Annotated in this window: 20 protein-coding genes and 1 pseudogene; 9 read left to right on the top strand and 12 right to left on the bottom strand. The window is 68.8% G+C overall.

Features of this window, described 5'->3' with window-relative positions; genetic code table 11:
- Nucleotides 1-4: 4 nt before the first annotated feature.
- From AC0KTM_RS14740 to tkt, 7 genes are read right to left on the bottom strand one after another with little or no spacing between them, the layout of a single operon-like run.
- Nucleotides 5-934: a histone deacetylase family protein gene (locus AC0KTM_RS14740; RefSeq protein ID WP_472416000.1), complete on the bottom strand. Its 930-nt coding sequence runs from the start codon at nucleotides 932-934 to the stop codon at nucleotides 5-7.
- A gap of 19 nt (nucleotides 935-953) precedes the next feature.
- On the bottom strand, nucleotides 954-1352 hold the full coding sequence (locus AC0KTM_RS14735; protein ID WP_225328618.1) for an ATPase: 399 nt from the start codon (nucleotides 1350-1352) through the stop codon (nucleotides 954-956).
- Between the two features lie 45 nt (nucleotides 1353-1397).
- On the bottom strand, nucleotides 1398-2153 hold the full coding sequence (gene pgl, locus AC0KTM_RS14730; RefSeq protein WP_472415998.1) for a 6-phosphogluconolactonase: 756 nt from the start codon (nucleotides 2151-2153) through the stop codon (nucleotides 1398-1400).
- Complete coding sequence (gene opcA / locus AC0KTM_RS14725; RefSeq protein ID WP_008258116.1) at nucleotides 2150-3061, bottom strand: glucose-6-phosphate dehydrogenase assembly protein OpcA; 912 nt, start codon at nucleotides 3059-3061, stop codon at nucleotides 2150-2152. Before opcA ends, pgl begins: the two co-directional genes overlap by 4 nt.
- A gap of 48 nt (nucleotides 3062-3109) precedes the next feature.
- Entirely contained in the window at nucleotides 3110-4654 is a 1545-nt protein-coding gene (gene zwf / locus AC0KTM_RS14720; protein WP_225328621.1) for a glucose-6-phosphate dehydrogenase, read from the bottom strand.
- Nucleotides 4651-5772, bottom strand: a complete 1122-nt coding sequence (tal, locus tag AC0KTM_RS14715) for a transaldolase (RefSeq protein ID WP_225328622.1) — start codon at nucleotides 5770-5772, stop codon at nucleotides 4651-4653. The genes zwf and tal overlap by 4 nt, the downstream gene beginning before the upstream one ends.
- Before the next feature lie 16 nt (nucleotides 5773-5788).
- Complete coding sequence (tkt, locus tag AC0KTM_RS14710; RefSeq protein ID WP_472415995.1) at nucleotides 5789-7888, bottom strand: transketolase; 2100 nt, start codon at nucleotides 7886-7888, stop codon at nucleotides 5789-5791.
- A 255-nt stretch (nucleotides 7889-8143) separates the two neighbouring features.
- Between tkt and AC0KTM_RS14705 the strand changes: the two genes are divergently transcribed.
- A complete protein-coding gene (locus AC0KTM_RS14705; RefSeq protein ID WP_238956253.1) occupies nucleotides 8144-9070 on the top strand; it encodes a heme o synthase in 927 nt (308 codons plus the stop codon).
- Between the two features lie 12 nt (nucleotides 9071-9082).
- Here AC0KTM_RS14705 and AC0KTM_RS14700 read toward each other — a convergent pair whose 3' ends face one another.
- The gene (locus AC0KTM_RS14700; protein ID WP_472415993.1) at nucleotides 9083-10057 is read right to left on the bottom strand and encodes a quinone oxidoreductase family protein; all 975 of its coding nucleotides are present in this window, start codon (nucleotides 10055-10057) and stop codon (nucleotides 9083-9085) included.
- Between the two features lie 19 nt (nucleotides 10058-10076).
- Between AC0KTM_RS14700 and AC0KTM_RS14695 the strand changes: the two genes are divergently transcribed.
- Nucleotides 10077-10727, top strand: coding sequence for a hypothetical protein (locus tag AC0KTM_RS14695; protein ID WP_472415991.1), 651 nt, complete (start codon nucleotides 10077-10079; stop codon nucleotides 10725-10727).
- On the opposite strand, the gene AC0KTM_RS14690 is transcribed toward AC0KTM_RS14695, so the two are convergent.
- From AC0KTM_RS14690 to mptB, 4 genes are all read right to left on the bottom strand, one after another.
- Nucleotides 10677-11630, bottom strand: a complete 954-nt coding sequence (locus tag AC0KTM_RS14690) for a COX15/CtaA family protein (RefSeq protein ID WP_472415989.1) — start codon at nucleotides 11628-11630, stop codon at nucleotides 10677-10679. The genes AC0KTM_RS14695 and AC0KTM_RS14690 overlap by 51 nt on opposite strands.
- A gap of 62 nt (nucleotides 11631-11692) precedes the next feature.
- Nucleotides 11693-12469 (bottom strand): ABC transporter permease, encoded by a 777-nt coding sequence (locus AC0KTM_RS14685; protein WP_225328628.1) that lies wholly within the window; start codon nucleotides 12467-12469, stop codon nucleotides 11693-11695.
- Entirely contained in the window at nucleotides 12466-13413 is a 948-nt protein-coding gene (locus tag AC0KTM_RS14680; RefSeq protein WP_225328629.1) for an ABC transporter ATP-binding protein, read from the bottom strand. The genes AC0KTM_RS14685 and AC0KTM_RS14680 overlap by 4 nt, the downstream gene beginning before the upstream one ends.
- 61 nt (nucleotides 13414-13474) lie before the next feature.
- A complete protein-coding gene (mptB, locus tag AC0KTM_RS14675; RefSeq protein WP_374109698.1) occupies nucleotides 13475-15187 on the bottom strand; it encodes a polyprenol phosphomannose-dependent alpha 1,6 mannosyltransferase MptB in 1713 nt (570 codons plus the stop codon).
- Between the two features lie 46 nt (nucleotides 15188-15233).
- Between mptB and AC0KTM_RS14670 the strand changes: the two are divergent.
- The 7 genes and pseudogenes from AC0KTM_RS14670 to AC0KTM_RS14640 all read left to right on the top strand — a co-directional run bounded on the left by AC0KTM_RS14670 (nucleotide 15234) and on the right by AC0KTM_RS14640 (nucleotide 21637).
- Nucleotides 15234-16086 (top strand): annotated as a pseudogene (locus tag AC0KTM_RS14670) (helix-turn-helix transcriptional regulator).
- Nucleotides 16083-17531 (top strand): Fe-S cluster assembly protein SufB, encoded by a 1449-nt coding sequence (gene sufB, locus AC0KTM_RS14665; RefSeq protein ID WP_225328631.1) that lies wholly within the window; start codon nucleotides 16083-16085, stop codon nucleotides 17529-17531. The pseudogene AC0KTM_RS14670 and the gene sufB overlap by 4 nt, the downstream one beginning before the upstream one ends.
- Nucleotides 17531-18715 (top strand): Fe-S cluster assembly protein SufD, encoded by a 1185-nt coding sequence (gene sufD, locus AC0KTM_RS14660; RefSeq protein WP_472415986.1) that lies wholly within the window; start codon nucleotides 17531-17533, stop codon nucleotides 18713-18715. Before sufB ends, sufD begins: the two co-directional genes overlap by 1 nt.
- Nucleotides 18715-19488 carry a Fe-S cluster assembly ATPase SufC gene (gene sufC, locus AC0KTM_RS14655; RefSeq protein ID WP_008258094.1) on the top strand — a complete coding sequence of 258 codons (774 nt, stop codon included), beginning with the start codon at nucleotides 18715-18717 and terminating at the stop codon, nucleotides 19486-19488. The genes sufD and sufC overlap by 1 nt, the downstream gene beginning before the upstream one ends.
- A gap of 1 nt (nucleotide 19489) precedes the next feature.
- Nucleotides 19490-20818: a cysteine desulfurase gene (locus tag AC0KTM_RS14650; RefSeq protein WP_225328634.1), complete on the top strand. Its 1329-nt coding sequence runs from the start codon at nucleotides 19490-19492 to the stop codon at nucleotides 20816-20818.
- Entirely contained in the window at nucleotides 20815-21315 is a 501-nt protein-coding gene (gene sufU / locus AC0KTM_RS14645) for a Fe-S cluster assembly sulfur transfer protein SufU (RefSeq protein ID WP_225328635.1), read from the top strand. Before AC0KTM_RS14650 ends, sufU begins: the two co-directional genes overlap by 4 nt.
- Nucleotides 21290-21637, top strand: a complete 348-nt coding sequence (locus AC0KTM_RS14640; protein WP_008258091.1) for a metal-sulfur cluster assembly factor — start codon at nucleotides 21290-21292, stop codon at nucleotides 21635-21637. The genes sufU and AC0KTM_RS14640 overlap by 26 nt, the downstream gene beginning before the upstream one ends.
- The last annotated feature ends 38 nt before the right edge of the window (nucleotides 21638-21675 follow it).

The following is a 21675-nucleotide window of genomic DNA, read 5'->3' as shown; positions in this document are numbered from 1 at the left end:
GGGCTCAGCCTTTCACCAGCTCGCCGACGTGCGCGGTGACCGAATCGGCCAAAGCTTGCAGGTCATAACCGCCTTCGAGCACCGCCACCAGCCGGCCGTCGCACAGCGTCTCCGCCGACTTCATCAATTCCCTGGTGACCCAGGCGAAGTCGTCGGTCGTCATGGTCAGTGAGCCGAGCGGATCGCGCTCGTGTGCGTCGAACCCGGCGGACACGATGATCAGTTCGGGCGAAAAGGCGTGCAGCGCGGGCAGTATCCGGTCGGCAAAGGCGGCGCGTAGTTCGGCGCCGCCGTCGCCGGGCGCCAGCGGCGCGTTGAAGATGTTGCCGACCCCGGTTTCCCGCGCCGCACCGGTGCCGGGAAACAGCGGCATCTGATGCGTCGACGCGTAGAGCACGCTCGGGTCGTTGTAGAAGATCTGTTGCGTTCCGTTGCCGTGATGGACGTCGAAATCGACGATGGCGACCCGCATCAGCCCGTGTTTGCGCTGCGCGTGGCGCGCGCCGATGCTGATGTTGTTGAACAGGCAGAAGCCCATGGCGCGCTCGGTTTCGGCGTGATGGCCCGGGGGCCGGCACGCGACGAACGCGTTTTGCACGTCGCCGGCCAGCACCTGGTCCACCGCCCGCAGCGTGGCGCCCACCCCGCGCAACGCCGTCTCCCACGTCGAGGGCTCCATCATGGTGTCGCCGCCGTCGAGATAGACGTAGCCGTGCTCGGGACGCGCCGCCTCCAGCGCGTCCACGTAGCGGTTGGAGTGCACGTAGCGCGTGGCCCCCGGATCGGCCGGCTCGGCCGTCTCGCGCACCAGCGCGTCGAACTGGGGCCGTCGCAGCGCCGCTTCCACCGCGCGGTAGCGGTCCGGCCGCTCCGGATGCCCGGGGGCGGTCCGATGGGCGGCGAAGGCGGAATGGTGCAGCAGCAACGTGGCCATCAGGGGTCCCGACGGCCGCCTATTGGGCGGTCCGGTTGCGCAGCCTGTCCATCAGACCGCGCACCGCGTGCTCGGTGATCGACAGCGGCGACATCATGGTCTCGCCCACCTTCACCATCTCGTCGATCCGCGCGACGATGGCTTCCACGGGTTCGACCAGCACGATCAACCGCTTGGCCAAGTCGTCCAGGCTCGCCATGGTGCCGTCCAGGTGGTCCAGGCCGGCTTCCAGGCGTTCCACCGTGGCGTTCAGCGCTGACAGGGAACTGCTGAGCTCTTTCATGGTGTTGCTCAAACCGTCGAGGACGTCTTCGACCTGCTCCACCGTCTTGTCCGCGTTCAACGCGGCCTGGGTGAGCGTCTTGATCCGGCTTCGCTCTTGCCCCCCGCGCACGGTTCTGTCTGCCATGACCGCCATTATGACCCGGACGGGCCCGCCGGGAACCCCGCGGCAGGAATCGCGTCAGGCCACGCCGGACGGGTCCGACGGCAGCTTGGACGCGGCGTCCTCGTCGAGCAGCCACAGCGTGGTGTCCAGCCCGATCGCCCCGGCGGCCGGCACCGAGACCGGTGCGGCGCCACCGATGGCCGCCGCCGCGGCGTCGGCCTTCCCCGCGCCCGACACCATCAGCCAGACTTCGCGGGAACGCGCAATGGCGGGCAGCGTCAAGGTGATTCGTTGCGGCGGCGGCTTGGGGGAGTCGTCGACCGATACCACCATGCGGGTGGTTTCGAGCACGGCCGGGGTGTCCGGGAACAGCGAGTTGATGTGGCCCTCGGGGCCCATGCCCAGCAGGTGCACATCGAAGTTCGGCACCGGCTGACCGGGCGCGGCGTTGGCAGCCAGCAGTTGCTCGTAGGCCAGGGCCGCCGCGGCGAGATCGCCGCCGAATTCGCCGTCGCTGGCCGGCATCGGGTGCACCTGGCTGGACGGAATGTCCACATGGTCGAGCAACGCGGCCCGCGCCTGCTTGTCGTTGCGTTCGTCGTCGTCCTCGGGGACGTAGCGTTCGTCGCCCCAGAACAGGTGCACCTTCGACCACTCGATGGGTCGGTCCACGAGCGACTGCAACAGCCCGATGCCGTTGCCGCCGCCGGTCAGCACGACGAGCGCGCGCCCCCGGGCCGCGACGGCGTTCGCGATGGTGTCGGTCAGTCGCGTGGCCGCCGCGACGACCAGGGCCTGGCTGTCCGGGAAGATTTCGATGCTGGTGCTCACACGTATTGCACTTTCTCAATGCCTTCCAGCGCGGTTTGGTAAATCTCGTCGGGATCCAGGCGACGCAGGTCTTCGGCGAGGCACTCGCCGGTTTCCCTGCGCGCCAACGGAAGCAGGGCGTCCGGCCGCGACGTCCGGCTCAGCGTGGCCGTCCTGCCTTCTTGCGGGCGGCTCAACACGATGGTCTCGCTGCTGCGCGTCAATTCGATCTTGAGCTCGCCGACCGCCCGGCGCACCGGGCCGTCGATCCGGCTGGCCAGCCACCCCGCCAGGACGTCGAGGGCCGGTTCGGTGGCCAAACCGGACACCAGCGCCGACTCGATCGGTTCGTGCGGCGTCAAGTCGACCGCGGAGGTGAGCAGCGCCCGCCAATAGGTGATGCGCGCCCAGGCGAGATCGGTGTCACCCGCGGTGTACCCGGGCAGTCGGCTCTTGATCGCCGCCAGCGGGTCGACCCCGTTGGTCGCATCGGTGATGCGCCGAATCGCCAACCGGCCCAACGGATCCTGTGCGGGGACCGCCGGCGCGACGTCGGGCCACCAGGCCACCACCGGAATGTCGGGGAGCAGGAACGGGGTGACGACGCTGGCGGCGTGGCCGGACAGCGCGCCCGAGAGCCGCAGCACCACGACCTCGCTGGCGCCGGTATCGCCGCCGGCGCGTAGCTGTGCGTCCAAGCGGGGCTTGTCCGCGTACGGATTTCCCCTCATCGTGACGATGATCCGGCTGGGGTGTTCGTGGCTGGCGTCGTTGGCCGCCTGCAGCGACTCCTCGAGGATCTCCTCGCTGTCCGGCGCGATGATCAGCGTCAGGACCCGGCCCATCGCGACGGCGCCGACCCTCTCGCGGAGTTCATCGAGTTTCTTGTTGACGGCGGTGGTGGTGGCGTCCGGCATGTCAATTATCACGGGCGCCGCTCCTCCTCATCGCTGCGCTCTGCATCGTCACGGCGCGTATCACGGGCGCCGCCATTCCCGGCCCGTGCGGTGCAGCATCTCGAACGCCGAGTCCGGGCCCCAGGTGCCCGCCTCGTACGGCTCGGGCTTGCCGCCGGCCGCCCAGTTATCCAGCACGGGATCGAGTATCTGCCAAGCCAATTCGACCTCTTCATTGACCGGAAACAGCGACGGCTCACCCAGCAGCACGTCAAGGATCAACTGTTCGTAGGCCTCCGGCGATTCCTCGGCGAACGCCGAGCCGTAGGAGAAGTCCATGTTGACGTCGCGCACCTCCATCGCGGTGCCCGGCACCTTGGAGCCGAACCGCAGCGTGACGCCCTCGTCGGGCTGCACACGGATCACCATGGCGTTGGTGCCCAGTTCGTCGGTCATGGTCGCGTCGAACGGCAAGTGCGGTGCGCGCTTGAAGATCAGGGCGATCTCGGTCACCCTGCGGCCCAACCGTTTTCCGGTTCGCAGGTAGAAGGGCACGCCCGCCCAGCGGCGGGTGTCCACCTCGAGCGTGATGGCGGCGAACGTCTCGGTGGTCGAGTCCTTGGCGAATCCCTCTTCGTCGAGCAGCCCGACCACCTTCTCGCCGCCCTGCCAGCCCGCGGCGTACTGGCCGCGGCTGGTGGTCTCGTCGAGCGGCTCGGCGAGCTGCGTCGCCGAGAGCACCTTGATCTTCTCGGCCTGCAACGCCCTGGGGCTGAAGCTGACCGGCTCTTCCATGGCGGTCAGCGCCAGCAGCTGCATCAGATGGTTCTGGATGACGTCGCGCGCGGCGCCGATACCGTCGTAATAGCCGGCGCGGCCGCCCAGGCCGATGTCCTCGGCCATGGTGATCTGCACGTGGTCGACGTAGTGCGCGTTCCAGATCGGGTCGAACAGCTGGTTGGCGAACCGCAGCGCCAGGATGTTGCGGACCGTCTCCTTGCCCAGGTAGTGGTCGATCCGGAACACCGACTCCTCGGGGAAGACGGCGTTGACGGACTGGTTCAGCGCCTGCGCGCTCTCCAGGTCGTGGCCGAACGGCTTCTCGATGACCACCCGGCTCCACCGCTCGCCCTGCGGGCGGGCCAGGCCGGACCTGTGCAGCTGATCGCACACGACCGGGAAGGACTTCGGCGGGATGGCCAGATAGAAGGCGTGATTGCCGCCCGTGCCCCGCTCGGCGTCCAGCTTGTCCAGGGTCTCGGCGAGCCGGCCGAACGCCTCATCGTCGTCGAAAGCGCCTGGCACGAAACGGAATCCCGCGGCCAGCCGCTCCCAGTTCTCCTCCCGGAAGGGAGTGCGGCAGTGTTCCTTGACAGCCTCGTACACCACCTTGCCGAAATCCTGCGTGCTCCAATCCCGGCGGGCGAAGCCCACGAGCGAGAAGCTGGGCGGTAGCAGCCCGCGGTTGGCCAGGTCGTAAATGGCGGGCATGACCTTCTTGCGCGCCAAATCGCCGGTGACACCGAAAATGACCATCCCGCACGGCCCCGCGATGCGCGGCAGCCGCTTGTCGCGCTTGTCCCGTAACGGGTTATGCCATTGTTGCGCGGTGCGGGCTGGGCTCATTTGGAGGCGGAACCCAGCTGCTTCTGCGTTTCCTCCAGCAGCTCGGTCCACGAATCCACGAACTTCTCCACGCCCTCGTCCTCCAACACCCTGAAGACGTCGGTCAAGTCGATGCCGATCTGGTCCAGCTTGTCGAACACCGCCTGGGCATCCCCGGCGGTGCCGGTGACCGTGTCGCCCTTGATGTCGCCGTGGTCGGCGACCGCGTCAATCGTCTTCTCCGGCATGGTGTTCACCGTGTTGGGCGCCACCAGCTCGGTGACATAGAGGGTGTCGGAGTAGTCGGGGTTCTTGACTCCGGTCGACGCCCAGAGCGGGCGCTGCACCCGGGCCCCGTCGGCCTTGAGCGCCTGGTAACGCTCGCCGCCCTCGAACACCTCCTGGTAGGCCGCGTAGGCCAAGCGGGCGTTAGCGACCCCGGCCTTGCCGAGCAGCGCCTTGGCATCGTCGGACCCGATCTTTTCCAGCCGCTTGTCGACCTCGGTGTCCACCCGGGACACGAAAAACGATGCGACGGAATGGATCTTGGACAGATCATGTCCCGCCTCACGCGCCTTCTCCAGGCCGGCCAGGTAGGCGTCCATCACCTGGCGGTGCCGCTCGACGGAGAAGATCAATGTGACGTTGACCGAAATGCCTTCCGCCAGAACGGCGGTGATCGCCGGAATGCCGGCCTTGGTCGCCGGAATCTTGATGAACAGGTTCGGCCGGTCGACGATCTTCCACAGCTCGACGGCCTGCGCGGTGGTCTTCTCGGTCTCGGCGGCCAGCCGCGGGTCGACCTCGATGGACACCCGTCCGTCGACGCCGTCGGAGGCCTCCCACTCCCGCTTGAGCACGTCGCACGCGTTGCGGACGTCGTCGGTGGTGACGGTGCGGATGGTGGCATCGACGTCGGCGCCGCGCTCGGCCAGTTCGGCGATCTGGCCTTCGTAGGAATCGCCCTCCGCCAACGCCTTCTGGAAGATCGACGGGTTGGTGGTCACGCCGACGACGCTCTTGGTGTCGATCAGCTCCTGCAGGTTGCCCGACTCCAGTCGCTGACGCGACAGGTCATCGAGCCAGACGGATACGCCGGCGGCGGACAGCGCCGCCAGATTCGGGTTCTGAGCGGTCATGTGAATTACCCTTTCCTCAGTTATCCACTACTTGTTCCGCGGCGGCAGCGACGGCTTCGGCAGTGAAGCCGAATTCACGGAATAAGGTCTTGTAGTCGGCGGATTCGCCGTAGTGCTCGATCGAAACGATCTTCCCGGTGTCACCGACCAGCTTGTGCCAGCTCTGCGCGACGCCGGCCTCGACGGCCACCCGGGCCGACACCGACGGGGGCAGCACGCTGTCGCGGTAGTCGTCGGGCTGGGACTCGAACCATTCGACGCACGGCATGGAGACCACCCGCGCGACAATGTCCTTGTCCGCCAACAACTTCTGCGCCTCGACGGCGAGCTGGACCTCCGAGCCGGTCGCGATCAGAACCACGTCGGGGTCCTGGCCGGCCTCCTCACCGTCGGAGGCCAGGATGTAACCGCCTCGGGCGACACCGTCGGCGCTGGTGCCCTCGAGCACCGGCACGCCCTGGCGGGTCAGGATCAGCCCCACCGGGCCGCTGCCGTTGCCGCGGGCCAGGATCGTGCGCCAGGCGTGCGCGGTCTCGTTGGCGTCGGCCGGGCGCACCACCGACAGCTTGGGGATGGCGCGCAACGCCGCGAGGTGCTCGATCGGTTGGTGGGTGGGCCCGTCCTCGCCGAGCCCGATGGAATCGTGCGTCCACACGTAGATGGTGTCGATGTCCATCAGCGAGGCCAGCCGCACCGCGGGGCGCATGTAGTCGGAGAATTGCAGGAACGTGCCGCCGTACGCGCGGGTGGGGCCGTGCAGCACGATGCCGGACAGGATCGCGCCCATCGCGTGCTCGCGAACACCGAAGTGCAGCGTGCGCCCATACCAGTCGGCGGTGTAGTCCTTCGTCGAAATGGACGGCGGGCCAAAGGATTTGACGTCATCCATGGTGGTGTTGTTGCTGCCCGCCAGGTCGGCCGAGCCGCCCCACAGCTCGGGCAGTTTCGGCCCCAGCGCGGAGAGCACCTTGCCGGAGGCCGCGCGGGTGGCCAGGTCCTTGGACCCCGGCTCCCAGTGCGGGATGTCGGCATCCCAGCCGTCGGGCAGTTCCTCGGCGGTCAACCGGTCCAGCAGCGCTTTGCGGTCGGGCTCGCGCTGCACCCAGGCGTCGAAATCCGCCTGCCACTTCTCGTGCGCCTCCTTGCCGCGGTCGACCAGCTTGCGGGTGTGGGCGATCACCTCGTCGCGCACCTCGAAGTTCTTGTCCGGGTCGAAGCCGAGGATCTTCTTGACGGCGGCGACCTCCTCGTCGCCCAGCGCCGCGCCGTGCGCCTTGCCGGTGTTCATCAGCTTCGGCGCGGGATAGCCGATGATGGTGCGCAACTCGATGAACGACGGCCGGTCGGTGACGGCCTTGGCGGCCGCGATGGCCTCCTCGATGGCGACGACGTTCTCGCCGCCCTCGACCTTCTGCACGTGCCAGCCGTAGGCCTCGTAGCGCGCGGCGGTGTCCTCGCACAACGCGATGTTGGTGTCGTCCTCGATCGAAATCTGGTTGTGGTCGTAGAAAACGATGAGGTTGCCCAGTTGCTGGACGGCCGCCAGCGACGAGGCTTCGGAGGTGACGCCCTCTTCGATGTCGCCGTCGGAGGCGATCACGTAGATGAAGTGGTCGAACGGGCTGTTGCCCGGGGCGGCGTCGGGGTCGAACAGTCCGCGCTCGTAGCGGGCGGCCATCGCCATGCCCACCGCGGATGCCAGGCCCTGCCCGAGCGGGCCGGTGGTGATCTCGACGCCCTTGGTGTGCCGGAACTCCGGGTGCCCGGGGGTCTTGGATCCCCAGGTGCGCAGCGATTCGATGTCGGAGAGCTCCAGGCCGAAGCCGCCCAGGTACAGCTGCAGGTACAGCGTCAGGCTGCTGTGCCCGCAGGACAGGACGAACCGGTCGCGGCCCAGCCAGTGGGCGTCGCTGGGGTCGTGGCGCATCGTCCGCTGGAACAGCGTGTACGCCAGGGGAGCCAGGCTCATCGCCGTCCCGGGGTGGCCGTTGCCAACCTTCTGCACCGCGTCGGCGGCCAGCACCCGAACAGTGTCGACGGCAGCCGAGTCGAGTTCGGACCAGTCGTCCGGGAGATGCGGTTGGGTCAGCGTGGAGATCTCTTCGAGTGTCGTCACAGACTCAGTCCTTGGGTCATCGAGCTGATCAATCCCACCCTAGTGCGGGAGGGCCGGCTCTTGCAGAGCAGGATTTCGGGTACCCGCGGCCGGCAGGTGTGAAAATTACGCGTCCGTCGAAAGCCATTAACATTCAGTTCGGAAATCTGGGAAAAGTCTGCGGGAACCGACCCACGGGCGAGGCATCGCCGCTACTCGGTCTACCATCGTCTGTAGTAGATGCTGCGCGCCGCTGCGACCCCGAGGAGTTATTGCGTGAGCGTTCGCGGGCGCGCCGCGCCGAGCCGATTGCCAAGCCGGGTACAAGGCACGGTGCTGGCTTATCTGGCGCTGACCAAGCCGCGGGTCGTCGAGCTGCTGCTCGTGACCGCGATCCCGGCGATGCTGCTCGCCCAGCGCGGGACGGTCAATCCGCTGCTGATCGTGAACACGCTGATCGGCGGAATGCTGGCCGCCGGCGGCGCGAACACGCTGAACTGTGTGGCCGACGCGGATATCGACAAGGTGATGAAGCGCACCGCGCGCCGGCCGCTGGCGCGGGCCGCGGTGCCCACCCGCAACGCCCTGGTGTTCGGGCTGGTGCTGACGGTCGGGTCGTTCTTCTGGCTGTGGTGGACGACGAACCTGCTGTCGGGGCTGCTGGCCCTGGCGACGATCGCCTTCTATGTGTTCGTCTACACGCTGCTGCTCAAGCGCCGCACCTCGCAGAACGTCGTGTGGGGCGGCGCGGCCGGCTGCATGCCGGTGATGATCGGCTGGTCGGCCGTGACGAACACCATCGGCTGGCCGGCGCTGGTGATGTTCGCCATCATTTTCTTCTGGACGCCGCCGCACACCTGGGCGCTGGCGATGCGCTACAAGGACGACTACAAAGCGGCGGGCGTCCCGATGCTGCCGGCCGTTGCGACCGAGCGCCAGGTGACCAAGCAGATCCTGATCTACACCTGGCTGACCGTGCTGGCCACGCTGGCGCTGGCGCTGGCGACCGGCTGGCTGTACGCGGCGGTCGCCGCGGTGGCCGGGGTGTGGTTCCTGGCCATGGCGCATCAGCTGTACGCGGGGGTGCGCGCCGGTGAGCCGGTCAAGCCGCTGCGGCTGTTCCTGCAATCGAACAACTACCTGGCGGTGGTGTTCTGCGCATTGGCGATCGACTCGGCCATCGGGCTGCCGCACCTGTTCTAGCCGCCAGGGGAGTTACGGCACCAGCACGATCGAGCCCGTCGTCTTGCGGCCCTGCAGATCCCGGTGGGCGCGGGCCGCGTCGGCCAGCGGGTAGCGCCCGCCGACCTCCACGGTGATCTCGCCGCCGGCGATCGCGGCGAACAATTCCTCTGCCCGCCAGCTGAATTCCTGCCCGGTGCGGACGAAATGCGTCAGCGACGGCCGGGTCAAAAACACCGAGCCGGCGGCGTTGAGGCGCTGCGGATCGAACGGCGGGACGGGCCCGCTGGCCGCGCCGAACAACGCGAGCGTGCCCCGCACGGCCAGGCTCGCCAGGCTGGCGTCGAACGTGGTCGCCCCCACGCCGTCGTACACCGCGGCCACCCCGGCTCCGTCGGTCAACGCGCGGATCCGGTCGCCGAACTCGTCGGCGTCGTCGGGGTAGGGCAGCACCTCGTCGGCGCCGGCGTTCGCCGACATCCGCGCCTTCTCCGGGGTCGAGACCGTCGTGATCACCCGCGCGCCGAGCAGGCGCGCCCACTGCGTCAGGATCAGGCCGACCCCGCCCGCGCCCGCATGCACCAGCACCGTGTCGCCCGCCTGCACCGGATACACCGACTTCAACAGGTAGTGGGCGGTCAGGCCCTTCAGCAGCGCCGAGGCCGCCACTTCGGCGGGGACGCCGTCGGGCACCGGGGCGGTGAAAGAGGCTGGGGCGGTGGCATATTCGGCGTAACCGCCGGACGCCGCGGCGGTCACCACCCGGTCGCCCGCGGTGACACCGTCGACGCCCTCTCCGGTGTCTACCACCGTGCCGCTCATCTCCTGGCCGAGGATGAACGGCACCTGGCGCGGATACTGCCCCGAGCGGAAATACGTGTCGATGTAGTTGACGCCGATGGCCTCGGCCTTGATCAGCACCTCACCCTGACCGGGCGAAGGTTGTGGAGTATCGACGTAGCGCAGTACCTCGGGGCCACCGGTTTCGCCGACTTCGATTGCGTGCATGTGCTTATCATGCCCGGGCATGAAGCTCGCTCGTCCGGACGTCTTCCATCCCCGCATCGTGCTGGCGGGGCGCGGCGGCGAACCCGACGACGCCGGGCTGGTGCCCGCCCTGCGCCGCCGGGGCCTGCACGCGCGCTGGCTGCCCTGGGACGATCCGGGAACCGCCCAGGCCGACCTGGTGATCCTGCGGGCCGCCCCGGTCGAGCCGGACCGACGTGTCGAATTCCTGGCCTGGACCCGGCGGACGCGCCACCTGCTCAACCCGCCCGACGCGGTCGCCTGGAATATCGATGAGCGGTATCTGCGCGACCTCGAGGACGACGGGGTCCCGACGGACCCCGGCGCGACGGCGCGGTCGGCCTTGATCTTTCTGGGCGGGGAGCAATCGCACGCTTGGCCGGGCGAGCCGGAGTTCGAATCCTGGGATCTCGGCTATGCGGCGCTCGCGGCGGCCGCCCGCCGCGCCGGGATCGGCGCACGGGAGCTGCTGTACGCGCGCGCCGACGTGGCCGGTACCCGGCTGGTGGGACTGGATCTCGTTGCGCCGCAGCTGGGTTGGCGCCGCCTGGACGCCGCCACCCGCGAGCTCGCCCAGCGCCGGTTCGCCGTGGAGGTCGAATCAGGCTGCGAGCGGCTCGGGCTCGGCCCGTTCTCGCATGGAGGCCCATAGCGCCGCGGTGGCCGCGGTGCATGCGGCCGCCCCCGCGACGTGCAGGGCGACCAGCGCGGCGGGGACACCGGTGTAGTACTGGGCGGTGCCGACGGCGGCCTGCGCGCACAGCAGGACGAGCAGCACCCCGAGTCGCCGCAGCACCGGGCGGGTGGCGCGCACCGCCAGCAGCCCGAAGCCCAGCCCCACGACCAGCGCCAGGTAGGCGACCAGCAGCGACGAGTGCACGTGCACCAGGGTGGCGACTTCGACCTTGAGTCGCGGCACGGTCCGGGTGGCGCTGCGGTCACCCGCATGCGGGCCGGCGGCCGTCACCAATGTGCCGGTGACCAGCACCGCGGCCAGGTTCACGCCGGAGAGCGCGGTCAATGCGCGCAGCGGCGTAGGGATCAGCACGCGCACGGCTGCCTCGTCGGGCTCGCCGATCTTGACGTAGAGCAGCACCGCGAGCCACACCATCGTCATCGACGTCAGCAGGTGGATGGCCACCGTCCACCACAGCAGCCCGGTGCGCACGGTGATCCCGCCGATGACCGCCTGCACGACGGTCGACACCGGCATCAACCACGCATAGACCAGGACCTCGCGGCGACGCCGGGCCCGGGTCACCGCGAGCACGGCCAGCGCCGCGGTGATCACCACGGCGAAGGTGACCATCCGGTTGCCGAATTCGACGGCCTGGTGGATGCGCGGCACCTCGGCGTGGGCCACCGGGACGAAGCTGCCCGGAAAGCACTGCGGCCAGGTGGGGCAGCCCAGTCCCGAGGCGGTGACGCGCACGATCGCGCCGGTGATGGCGATGCCGCCCTGGGTCAGGATGACGGCCACGGCGATCAGCCGCTGGACGCCCAAACTGGGATTGGGGAGCAGGTCCACCAGCCGCCACAGCGTTCGTCCAAGCACGGCCCGATCCTAAGGCACCGAAAACTACATGCCGTAGTACGCCCGGCGTCGCCGAGCACCCGTCAGGTGAACCGGAACCAGCGCAGCGCGCTCAGCGCGCCCAGCGCACCCCACGCCGCCAGGACGATCACCCCGAACCAGTCCACCGACATCGTCATCGCCTGCGACAGCGCCTCGGTGAGCGCGCCCGACGGGGTCAGCCGGGCCGCCCATTTCACCGCCGTCGGAATCATGTCGGTTTCCACGGTCAGCGCGCCCAGGCCGGCGAAGACGAACCACATCAGGTTGGCGACCGCGAGCACGATCTCGGCCCGCAGCGTCCCGCCGAGCAGCAGGCCGAGGGCCGCGAACACCACGGTGCCCAGCGCGATGACCCCCGCGCCCAGCGCCAACGCGATCAGGGCGGGTCGCCAACCGAGCGCAAAACCGATGGCGCCCAACAGGATTGCCTGCAAGAACACCACCGTGACGACGGCCAGGGACTTGCCCGCGATGATGCCCCACACCGGAAGCGGGGTGGCCCCGAGCCGCTTGAGCGCGCCGTACCTGCGATCGAAGGCGACCGCGATCGCCTGCCCGGTGAACGCGGTCGAGATCACCGCCAGCGCCATGATGACCGGGGTGAAGGTGGCGGCGCGGTGCTGGCCGAACGAGCCGAGCGGCAGCAGCGTGAGCCCGACCAGCAGCGTGATCGGGATGAACATGGTCAGCAGCAGCTGTTCGCCGTTGCGCAGCAACAGCTTGAGCTCCAGGCCGAACTGCGCGGCGAGCATTCTCGGCACCGCGCTGGGCCGCGGGTCGGGGGCGAAAGTGCCCGCGGGGAACGGTGATTCGCTCATGGCCGCAACTTCCTGCCGGTGAGGTCGAGGAACACGTCCTCGAGGCTGCGTTGCTCGACGCGCATGTCCGTGGCCAGCACGTCGATCCGGGCACACCACGCCGTGACCGTCGCCAGCACCTGCGGGTCGACCGGGCCCTCGACCAGGTACTCGCCCGGCGTCACCTCCGTGGCCTTGTAATCCTCGGGCAGCGCGGCGGACAACAGCGACAGGTCGAGCCGCGGCGGCGCGCTGAACCGCAACTGGTCCTTGGCGCCGCTGCGCATCAGCTCCGTGGGCGTGCCCGAGGCCACCGTCGCCCCGCGGTCGATGATGACGATCCGGTCGGCGAGCTCCTCGGCCTCCTTGAGCTGGTGGGTGGTCAGCACCACCGTCACGCCGTCGCGGCGCAGCGCGTCGATCAGCTCCCACACCAGCAGCCTGGCGTGGGCGTCCATGCCCGCGGTGGGCTCGTCGAGGAACACCAGTTCGGGCCGCCCGACCAGCGCGCACGCCAGCGCGAGCCGTTGCTGCTGCCCGCCGGAGAGCCGCCGGTAGGTGGTGCGCGCGGCGTCGGTGAGGCCCAGCGTGTCCAGCAGCCACGCCGGGTCCAGCGGGTCGGCGGCGTAGGCGGCCACCAGGTCGAGCATCTCGCCGGCGCGGGCCGCGGGGTAGCCGCCGCCGCCCTGCAGCATCACGCCTATCCGCGCGCGCAGCCGCGCGTTGTCCGCGATCGGGTCCAGGCCGAGCACCTCGATGGTGCCGGCGTCCGGGCGCACGAAGCCCTCGCACATCTCGACCGTCGTGGTCTTACCGGCGCCGTTGGGGCCGAGCAGGGCCAGCACCTCGGCGGCGTGCACTTCCAGGTCGAGATCGGAGACGGCCTCCACGACAGCCCCGCCGGATCCGTAGTGCTTGCTCACGCCGCGCAGTCGCACGACTACTTCAGGAACGTCCGAGTTCACGGGCGCCGCCCCTGCTCATAGGCGCCGCTCATGCGGCGCGCGGCTGGGTCGTCGGCGCGGCTCACGTGGAATCAGCGTAGGCGTCATGGGCCGGCGCCGGTCGCGGGGTCTCGGCAGGCTGCGCGGGCGACGCCGGGTCGACGGGCTCTGCGCCGACGGGTTCCCGCGGCTGCGCCGGCGGGCTCCGCCACGGCAACCGGGTGTAGGTCACCGCGATGAGCAACACCACGATGACGGTGCTGGCCAACGTGGCGTCCACGATCTGGAACAGCGCGAACCGGTCGCCGTTGGCGGTCGGGCCGAAGATGCCGACGACGAGACTGATGACGATCGCCGCCAGCCGGAAGCCGGTGCGGGTGGCCCAGCAGGCCAGCGGGATGATCGCCCACAGCAGATACCAGGGCTGCACGACGGGAAACAGCAGCACGCAGATGCCCAGCGCGACGCCGAGGCCGCCGATCGGGTGCAGCCTGCCGCGGAAGACGGCCAGCAGCAGCCACGTCACCATGACCGTGATGATCAGCACGCCGATCGCACGGGTCAGCCCCAGCACCGCGGTGGTGTGATCGCCCAGGCCCAGCAGGATGCCCACCTGCCCGGTGCCGAGCGCCAGCAGCGTCGGCGGCGACATCCAGCTGCGCACCACGTTGGCGGTGCCCAGCGTGTAGATCCAGCCGAAGCCGAGCCCGCTGGCCCAGCCGACGACGGCCATCACCGCCAGCGACAGCGCCGCCATGCCGCCGCCCGTCAACAGCAGGGCACGCAGGTTTCCTCCCCGCCGGTAGGCCAGCGCGACCGTGACGAAGCCCAGCGCCAGCAGCGACGGCAGCTTCACCTGCGACGACAGCGTGATCAGGACGGCGCCGACCAGCAGCATGCCCAGCGGTTCCCAGTCGGGACCCGGCTTCAAGGAGTGGGGCAGCAGGCGCGGGGCTTTGACGTCTGAGACGCCGCGCAGCGCGAATTCGGCCCCGGCCAGCATCAGGCCCAGCATCAGCGCCTCGTTGTGCACGCCGGCCACCAGATGCATGATCAGCAGCGGGTTGGCCGCGCCCAGCCACAGCGCGCTGACCTCGGCGACGCCGCAGCGCCGGGCCAGCCGCGGTGTCGCCCACACGATCAGTCCGACGCCGAGCAGCTCCACCAGCCGGTGACACAGCACCGCGGCGACGATGTTCTCCCCGGTGATCGCCGAAATGCCGCGCCCCATCCACAGAAACAGCGGGCCGTAGGGGGCGGGCGTCTCGCGCCACAGGGTCGGCACCGAGAGGGTGAAGATGTGGGACAGGCCCAGGCCCGAGGCCGGGCCGACCCGGTACGGGTCGAGTCCCTCCAGGGAGATCTGGCTCTGCGCCAGATAGGAGTAGACGTCCTTGCTGTACATCGGGGGGGCGATCAGCAGCGGCAGCACCCACAGCAGCAGGGTGCGGTCCAGGTCGCCGCGCGACATCCGCCGGTTGCCCAGCGCGAATCGGCCGAGCATCAGCCAGGCCAGCGCCATCATGACCGCGCCCGTCGTCGTCATCGTCAACGACACCGTCTGGATGCGCGACGGCAGGTTGAGCAGCCGCACCCCGAACGTCGGGTCCTGCACGACGGGCCGGGCGCCGGCGCCCAGCGCGCCGATCGCCATCAGCATCGTGCCGCTGGCGCCGAACAGGCGGATGCGTCGCAGCGCGCTGAGCTCGGTATCGTTCAGCGGCGAACCCACCGCTTGCTCGTCGCCGTGCAGACTCGCGATCGACGAGCTCAGCGTGTGGTGGCGGGCTGACATCTTCAGCAGCGTAGCCGCCGGGTCCGAACCCGCGGCGATCGCTCGTGTGACCAGCACGACCCTAAGACAGGGGACCCTTGCTAGACCGATCGTCGGAATTGCGTCACACTGGTGTTGTGAAAATCCGAACCAGCCCCGATGGTGCCGCCGCGCCCGACGTCGGCGCTGCCACGGGTCTCACAGCGGATCGTCACACCCGCCGCGCCATCGTGCGCCTGCTGCTGGAATCCGGAACGATCACCGCCGGCGAGATCGGTGACCGGCTGGGCCTGGCGGCCGCCGGGGTGCGCCGGCACCTCGACGCCCTGATCGAGGCGGGCGATGCCGAGGCCACGGCGCCCGCGGCATGGCAGCAGTCGGGACGCGGGCGTCCCGCGAAGCGGTACCGGTTGACCGCCGGCGGGCGGGCCAAGCTCGACCACGCCTACGACGACTTGGCGGCGGCGGCGATGCGGCAGCTTCGCGAGATCGGCGGCGAAGAGGCGGTTCAGGCGTTCGCCCGGCAGCGGATCGACGCCATCTTGACCGAAGTCACCGCGGCCGACAGCACGGCGGACGACGACGTCGAGGCGGCCGCGGAACGGATCGCCACCGCGTTGACCAAGGCCGGCTACGTCGCCAGCACCACACAGGTCGGCGGGCCGATTCACGGCGTGCAGATCTGCCAGCACCACTGCCCGGTCTCCCACGTCGCCGAGGAATTCCCCGAGTTGTGCGAGGCCGAACAGCAGGCGATGGCCGAGGTGCTGGGCACCCATGTCCAGCGTTTGGCGACGATCGTCAACGGCGACTGCGCCTGCACCACGCACGTCCCCCTGACGCAGAGCCAGGCTTCAAGCACGGCGCCCAGCCCGCGCCACATGACCGACACCACGAGCATCAAAGGAGCGTCTCGATGACACTCACACCCGAGGCCAGCAAGACGGCTACCGCGCCGCTGACCCAGGAAGAGGCGATCGCCTCCCTGGGGCGGTACGGCTACGGCTGGGCCGACTCCGACGTCGCAGGCGCCAGCGCCCAGCGCGGGCTGTCCGAGGCGGTGGTCCGCGACATCTCCGCGAAGAAGAGCGAGCCCGAGTGGATGCTGCAGGCCCGGCTCAAGGCGCTGCGCATCTTCGAGCGCAAGCCGATGCCGACGTGGGGCTCGAACCTCGACGGCATCGACTTCGAGAACATCAAGTACTTCGTGCGCTCCACCGAAAAGCAGGCCGCGACGTGGGACGACCTGCCCGAGGACATCCGCAACACCTACGACCGGCTGGGCATCCCCGAGGCGGAGAAGCAGCGCCTGGTCGGCGGCGTGGCGGCGCAGTACGAGTCCGAGGTCGTCTACCACCAGATCCGCGAAGACCTCGAGGCCCAGGGCGTCATCTTCGTCGACACCGACACCGGTCTGCGCGAGCACCCCGAGATCTTCCAGGAGTACTTCGGCACCGTGATCCCGGCGGGGGACAACAAGTTCTCCGCACTCAACACCGCGGTGTGGAGCGGCGGCTCGTTCATCTACGTCCCGCCGGGCGTGCACGTCGACATCCCGCTGCAGGCCTACTTCCGCATCAACACCGAGAACATGGGCCAGTTCGAGCGGACGCTGATCATCGCCGACGAAGGTTCGTACGTGCACTACGTCGAGGGCTGCACCGCGCCGATCTACAAATCGGACTCGCTGCACTCGGCCGTCGTCGAGATCGTCGTGAAACCGCATGCGCGCGTTCGCTACACCACCATTCAGAACTGGTCGAACAACGTGTACAACCTGGTCACCAAGCGCGCCCGCGCCGAGGCCGGCGCGACGATGGAGTGGGTCGACGGCAACATCGGATCCAAGGTCACCATGAAGTACCCGGCGGTCTGGATGACCGGCGAGTACGCCAAGGGCGAGGTGCTCTCGGTGGCGTTCGCCGGCGAAGACCAGCACCAGGACACCGGCGCCAAGATGCTGCACCTGGCGCCCAACACGTCGAGCAACATCGTGTCCAAGTCGGTGGCGCGCGGCGGGGGCCGCGCCTCGTATCGCGGCCTCGTGCAGGTGAACAAGGGCGCCCACGGATCGCGTTCGAGCGTGAAATGCGATGCGCTGCTGGTCGATACGATCAGCCGCAGCGACACCTACCCGTACGTCGACATCCGCGAGGACGACGTCACGATGGGGCACGAGGCCACCGTGTCCAAGGTCAGCGAGGACCAGCTCTTCTACCTGATGAGCCGCGGCCTGACCGAGGACGAGGCGATGGCGATGGTGGTGCGCGGCTTCGTCGAACCGATCGCCAAAGAGCTGCCGATGGAGTACGCGCTGGAGCTCAACCGCCTGATCGAACTCCAGATGGAAGGCGCGGTCGGCTAGTGACGAATCTGACCGAAGCGGTTGAGGGATCGACCCTTACCGCGTTGAACAAGGGGGAGCTGTTCTCCTCCTTCGACGTGGACGCGTTCGAGGTCCCGCACGGCCGCGACGAAATCTGGCGCTTCACCCCGTTGCGCCGGCTGCGCGGCCTGCACGACGGTTCGGCGCATGCCACCGGCAAGGCGCAGATCACCGTCACCAACCAGCCGGGTGTGCGCACCGAAACCGTCGGCCGGGGCGACGAGCGGCTGGGCCAGGGCGGCGTTCCCGCCGATCGCGTTGCGGCCCAGGCCTTCTCGTCGTTCAACTCCGCGACGGTGGTGACCGTGGCGCGTGACACCGAGGTCGCCAAGCCCATCGAGATCGTCGTGAACGGGCCGGGCGAGGGCGCGATCGCCTACGGGCATCTGCAGATCCGCGTCGAAGAACTCGCGCGGGCCATCGTGGTCGTCGACCTGCGCGGCAGTGGGACGTATGCCGACAACGTCGAGGTCATCGTCGGGGACTCGGCGGCGCTCGGGGTGATCTGGATCGCCGACTGGGCCGACGACATGGTCAACGTCAGCGCGCATCACGCACGGCTGGGCAAGGATTCGGTGCTCGGCCACGTCAACGTGACGCTCGGGGGAGACCTGGTGCGCACGTCGACGACGGTGCGGTTCACCGCCGCCGGCGGCGACGCTCAACTGCTCGGCACCTATTTCGCCGATGACGGCCAGCACATCGAATCCCGGCTGCTCGTCGACCACGCGCACCCCAATTGCCGCTCGGACGTGCTGTACAAGGGTGCGCTGCAAGCGGATCCGGAATCCGACCGTCCGGACGCACACGCCGTCTGGGTGGGCGACGTGCTGATCCGCGCCGAGGCGACCGGCACCGACACCTTCGAAACCAACCGCAATCTGATCCTCACCGACGGTGCCCGCGCCGATTCGGTGCCCAACCTCGAGATCGAGACCGGTGAGATCGTCGGCGCCGGACACGCCAGTGCCACAGGGCGATTCGACGACGAGCAGGTGTTCTACCTACGGGCTCGCGGCATCCCCGAAGACCAGGCCCGGCGGTTGATCGTGCGCGGCTTCTTCGCCGAGATCATCCAGAAGATCGCCGTGCCCGCCGTGCGTGAGCGCCTGGCCGAGGCCATCGAACACGAGCTTGAGCTGACCGAAGGAAACAAGAACTGATGACCACACTCGAAATCAAGGACTTACACGTCAGCGTCGCGCGGACCAACGAAGCCGACGCCATCGGAATCCTCAAGGGCGTCGACCTCACGGTGAAGTCGGGGGAGACGCATGCGTTGATGGGTCCCAACGGGTCGGGCAAGTCCACGCTGTCCTATGCCATCGCCGGGCACCCGAAGTACGAGGTGACGTCCGGTTCGATCACGCTGGACGGCCAGGACGTGCTGGCGATGAGCGTCGACGAACGCGCCCGGGCCGGCCTGTTCCTCGCGATGCAGTACCCGATCGAGGTGACCGGGGTGTCCATGTCGAACTTCCTGCGCTCGGCCGCCACCGCGGTGCGCGGTGAGGCACCGAAGCTGCGGCACTGGGTCAAGGAAGTCAAGGCCGCGATGGACGACCTGGGGATCGATCCGGCGTTCTCCGAACGCAGTGTGAACGAAGGCTTTTCCGGTGGTGAGAAGAAGCGCCACGAGATTCTTCAGCTGTCGCTGCTCAAGCCCAAGATCGCCATCTTGGACGAGACCGACTCCGGCTTGGACGTCGACGCGCTGCGGGTGGTCAGTGAGGGTGTGAACCGCTACGCCGAAGCCGAGCATGGCGGCGTCCTGCTGATCACCCACTACACCCGCATCCTGCGCTACATCCAGCCGCAGTTCGTCCACGTGTTCGTCGGCGGGCGCATCGTCGAAGCCGGCGGCCCCGAATTGGCCGACCAGCTCGAGGAGCACGGCTACGAGCGCTTCGTGCAGGCGGCGTCTGCGAAGGCCTGACATGACTCGGCGTGATGCGGCGGCTTCCGCTCTCGATCTCGCGGCGATCCGTGCCGACTTCCCGATCCTCAAGCGCGTCATGCGCGGCGGAAATCAGTTGGCGTATCTGGATTCCGGGGCGACGGCCCAGCGTCCGCTGCAGGTGCTCGACGCCGAACGCGAGTTCCTGCTCACGTCCAACGGCGGCGTGCATCGCGGGGCGCATCAGCTGATGGAGGAGGCGACCGACGCTTACGAGCAGGGCCGCGCCGATGTCGCGGCTTTCGTCGGCGCCGGCTCCGAGGAGCTGATTTTCACCAAGAACGCCACCGAGGCGCTCAACCTGGTCTCCTATGTGCTGGGCGACAACCGGTTCGAGCGTGCGGTTGGCCCCGGCGACGTCATCGTCACCACCGAGCTCGAGCACCACGCCAACCTGGTGCCCTGGCAGGAACTGGCCCGCCGCACCGGTGCCACGCTGCAATGGTACGGGATCTCCGGCGGAGAAAGAGATGCGGGCCGCATCGACCTGGACTCGCTGAAGCTCGACGAACGCGTCAAAGTGGTTGCCTTCAGCCACCACTCGAACGTCACCGGAGCGCTCGCGCCGGTGGGCGAACTGGTCTCCCGCGCCAAAGCCGTCGGCGCGCTCACCGTGCTGGACGCCTGCCAGTCGGTGCCGCACCGCCCGGTCGACTTCCACGAGCTCGATGTCGACTTCGCCGCCTTCTCCGGGCATAAAATGCTGGGCCCCAACGGGATCGGCGTGCTGTACGGACGCGGGGAGTTGTTGTCGGCGATGCCGCCATTCCTCACCGGCGGCTCGATGATCGAGAACGTCGCCATGGACGCCTCGACTTACGCCGCGCCCCCGCAGCGTTTCGAGGCCGGCACCCCGATGACCTCCCAGGTGGTCGGGCTGGCCGCGGCCGCCCGTTATCTGGACGGCATCGGCATGGACGCCGTCGAGGCACACGAACGTGAGCTGGTCGCCGCCGCCATCGAGGGCCTGTCCGGGATCGAGGGCGTGCGGATCATCGGGCCCACCACACTGGAAAACCGTGGTTCTCCGGTGTCATTCGTCGTCGACGGCGTGCACGCGCACGACGTCGGGCAGGTGCTCGACGATGACGGCGTCGCGGTGCGCGTGGGACACCACTGCGCGCTGCCGCTGCATCGCCGGTTCGGTCTGGCGGCCACCGCCCGGGCGTCCTTCGCGGTGTACAACACCGCCGAGGAGGTCGAGCGGTTGGTGACGGGCGTGCGCCGCGCGCTGGATTTCTTCGTCGGCGATCGCAAGCGCGGCGAAGCCGGGCGCAGCGGGTCGTCGCCATGGGTTGGGAGAGAATGACCTTGCGCCTCGAACAGATGTATCAGGACGTGATCCTCGATCACTACAAGCACCCGCAGCACCGCGGGCTGCGGGAGCCGTTCGGCGCCGAGGTCTTTCACGTCAACCCGGTCTGCGGTGACGAAATCACCTTGCGCGTTGCGCTGTCCGACGACGGCGAAACCGTCACCGACGTGTCGTATGACGGGCAGGGCTGCTCGATCAGCCAGGCGGCCACCTCGGTCCTCACCCAGCAGGTAATCGGTCAAAGTGTCGGCGATGCGCTCAAGACCATCACCGCGTTCACCGAGATGGTGTCCTCCCGCGGCACCGTCGAGGGCGACGAGGACGTGCTGGGCGACGGGATCGCGTTCGCCGGAGTGGCCAAATACCCCGCCCGGGTGAAATGCGCGCTGCTGGGCTGGATGGCGTGCAAAGACGCACTGGCACAGGCGTACTCGGAAAAATATGCAGCCCTCGAGGAGGTTACAGATGAGCGAGACCACCACACCGCATGACGAGTTGCTCGCCGACGTCGAGGAGGCGATGCATGACGTCGTCGACCCCGAACTCGGCATCAACGTCATGGATTTGGGCCTGGTGTACGGCTTGGAGGTCGAGCACGGTGAGATGGGTCCGGTGGCGCTGATCGACATGACGCTCACCTCGGCGGCCTGCCCGTTGCAAGACGTCATCGAAGACCAGTCGCGCAGCGCGCTGGTCGGTGCCGGCTTGGTCGACGAGCTGAAGATCAACTGGGTGTGGAACCCGCCGTGGGGTCCGGACAAGATCACCGACGACGGGCGCGAGCAACTGCGCGCCTTGGGCTTCACGGTCTAGCCGGCCTTTTCGCACGCCGCGCCGACGCGCGGCCACCC

The sequence above is a fragment of the Mycobacterium sp. NTMscope_Eco_3 genome, assembly GCF_976985685.1.
The sequence above is the reverse complement of the archived record's forward strand: the minus strand, read 5'-3'. Positions and strand labels throughout refer to the sequence as shown.

Excerpts from the sequence above, each read along its gene's own strand:
- AC0KTM_RS14740 (WP_472416000.1), bottom strand. The coding sequence starts at position 934 with ATGGCCACGTTGCTGCTGCACCATTCCGCCTTCGCCGCCCATCGGACC.
- AC0KTM_RS14735 (WP_225328618.1), bottom strand. The coding sequence starts at position 1,352 with ATGGCGGTCATGGCAGACAGAACCGTGCGCGGGGGGCAAGAGCGAAGC.
- zwf (WP_225328621.1), bottom strand. The coding sequence starts at position 4,654 with ATGAGCCCAGCCCGCACCGCGCAACAATGGCATAACCCGTTACGGGAC.
- tal (WP_225328622.1), bottom strand. The coding sequence starts at position 5,772 with ATGACCGCTCAGAACCCGAATCTGGCGGCGCTGTCCGCCGCCGGCGTA.
- AC0KTM_RS14700 (WP_472415993.1), bottom strand. The coding sequence starts at position 10,057 with ATGCACGCAATCGAAGTCGGCGAAACCGGTGGCCCCGAGGTACTGCGC.
- AC0KTM_RS14695 (WP_472415991.1), top strand. The coding sequence starts at position 10,077 with ATGAAGCTCGCTCGTCCGGACGTCTTCCATCCCCGCATCGTGCTGGCG.
- AC0KTM_RS14685 (WP_225328628.1), bottom strand. The coding sequence starts at position 12,469 with ATGAGCGAATCACCGTTCCCCGCGGGCACTTTCGCCCCCGACCCGCGG.
- mptB (WP_374109698.1), bottom strand. The coding sequence starts at position 15,187 with ATGTCAGCCCGCCACCACACGCTGAGCTCGTCGATCGCGAGTCTGCAC.
- sufB (WP_225328631.1), top strand. The coding sequence starts at position 16,083 with ATGACACTCACACCCGAGGCCAGCAAGACGGCTACCGCGCCGCTGACC.
- sufC (WP_008258094.1), top strand. The coding sequence starts at position 18,715 with ATGACCACACTCGAAATCAAGGACTTACACGTCAGCGTCGCGCGGACC.
- AC0KTM_RS14650 (WP_225328634.1), top strand. The coding sequence starts at position 19,490 with ATGACTCGGCGTGATGCGGCGGCTTCCGCTCTCGATCTCGCGGCGATC.
- sufU (WP_225328635.1), top strand. The coding sequence starts at position 20,815 with ATGACCTTGCGCCTCGAACAGATGTATCAGGACGTGATCCTCGATCAC.
- AC0KTM_RS14640 (WP_008258091.1), top strand. The coding sequence starts at position 21,290 with ATGAGCGAGACCACCACACCGCATGACGAGTTGCTCGCCGACGTCGAG.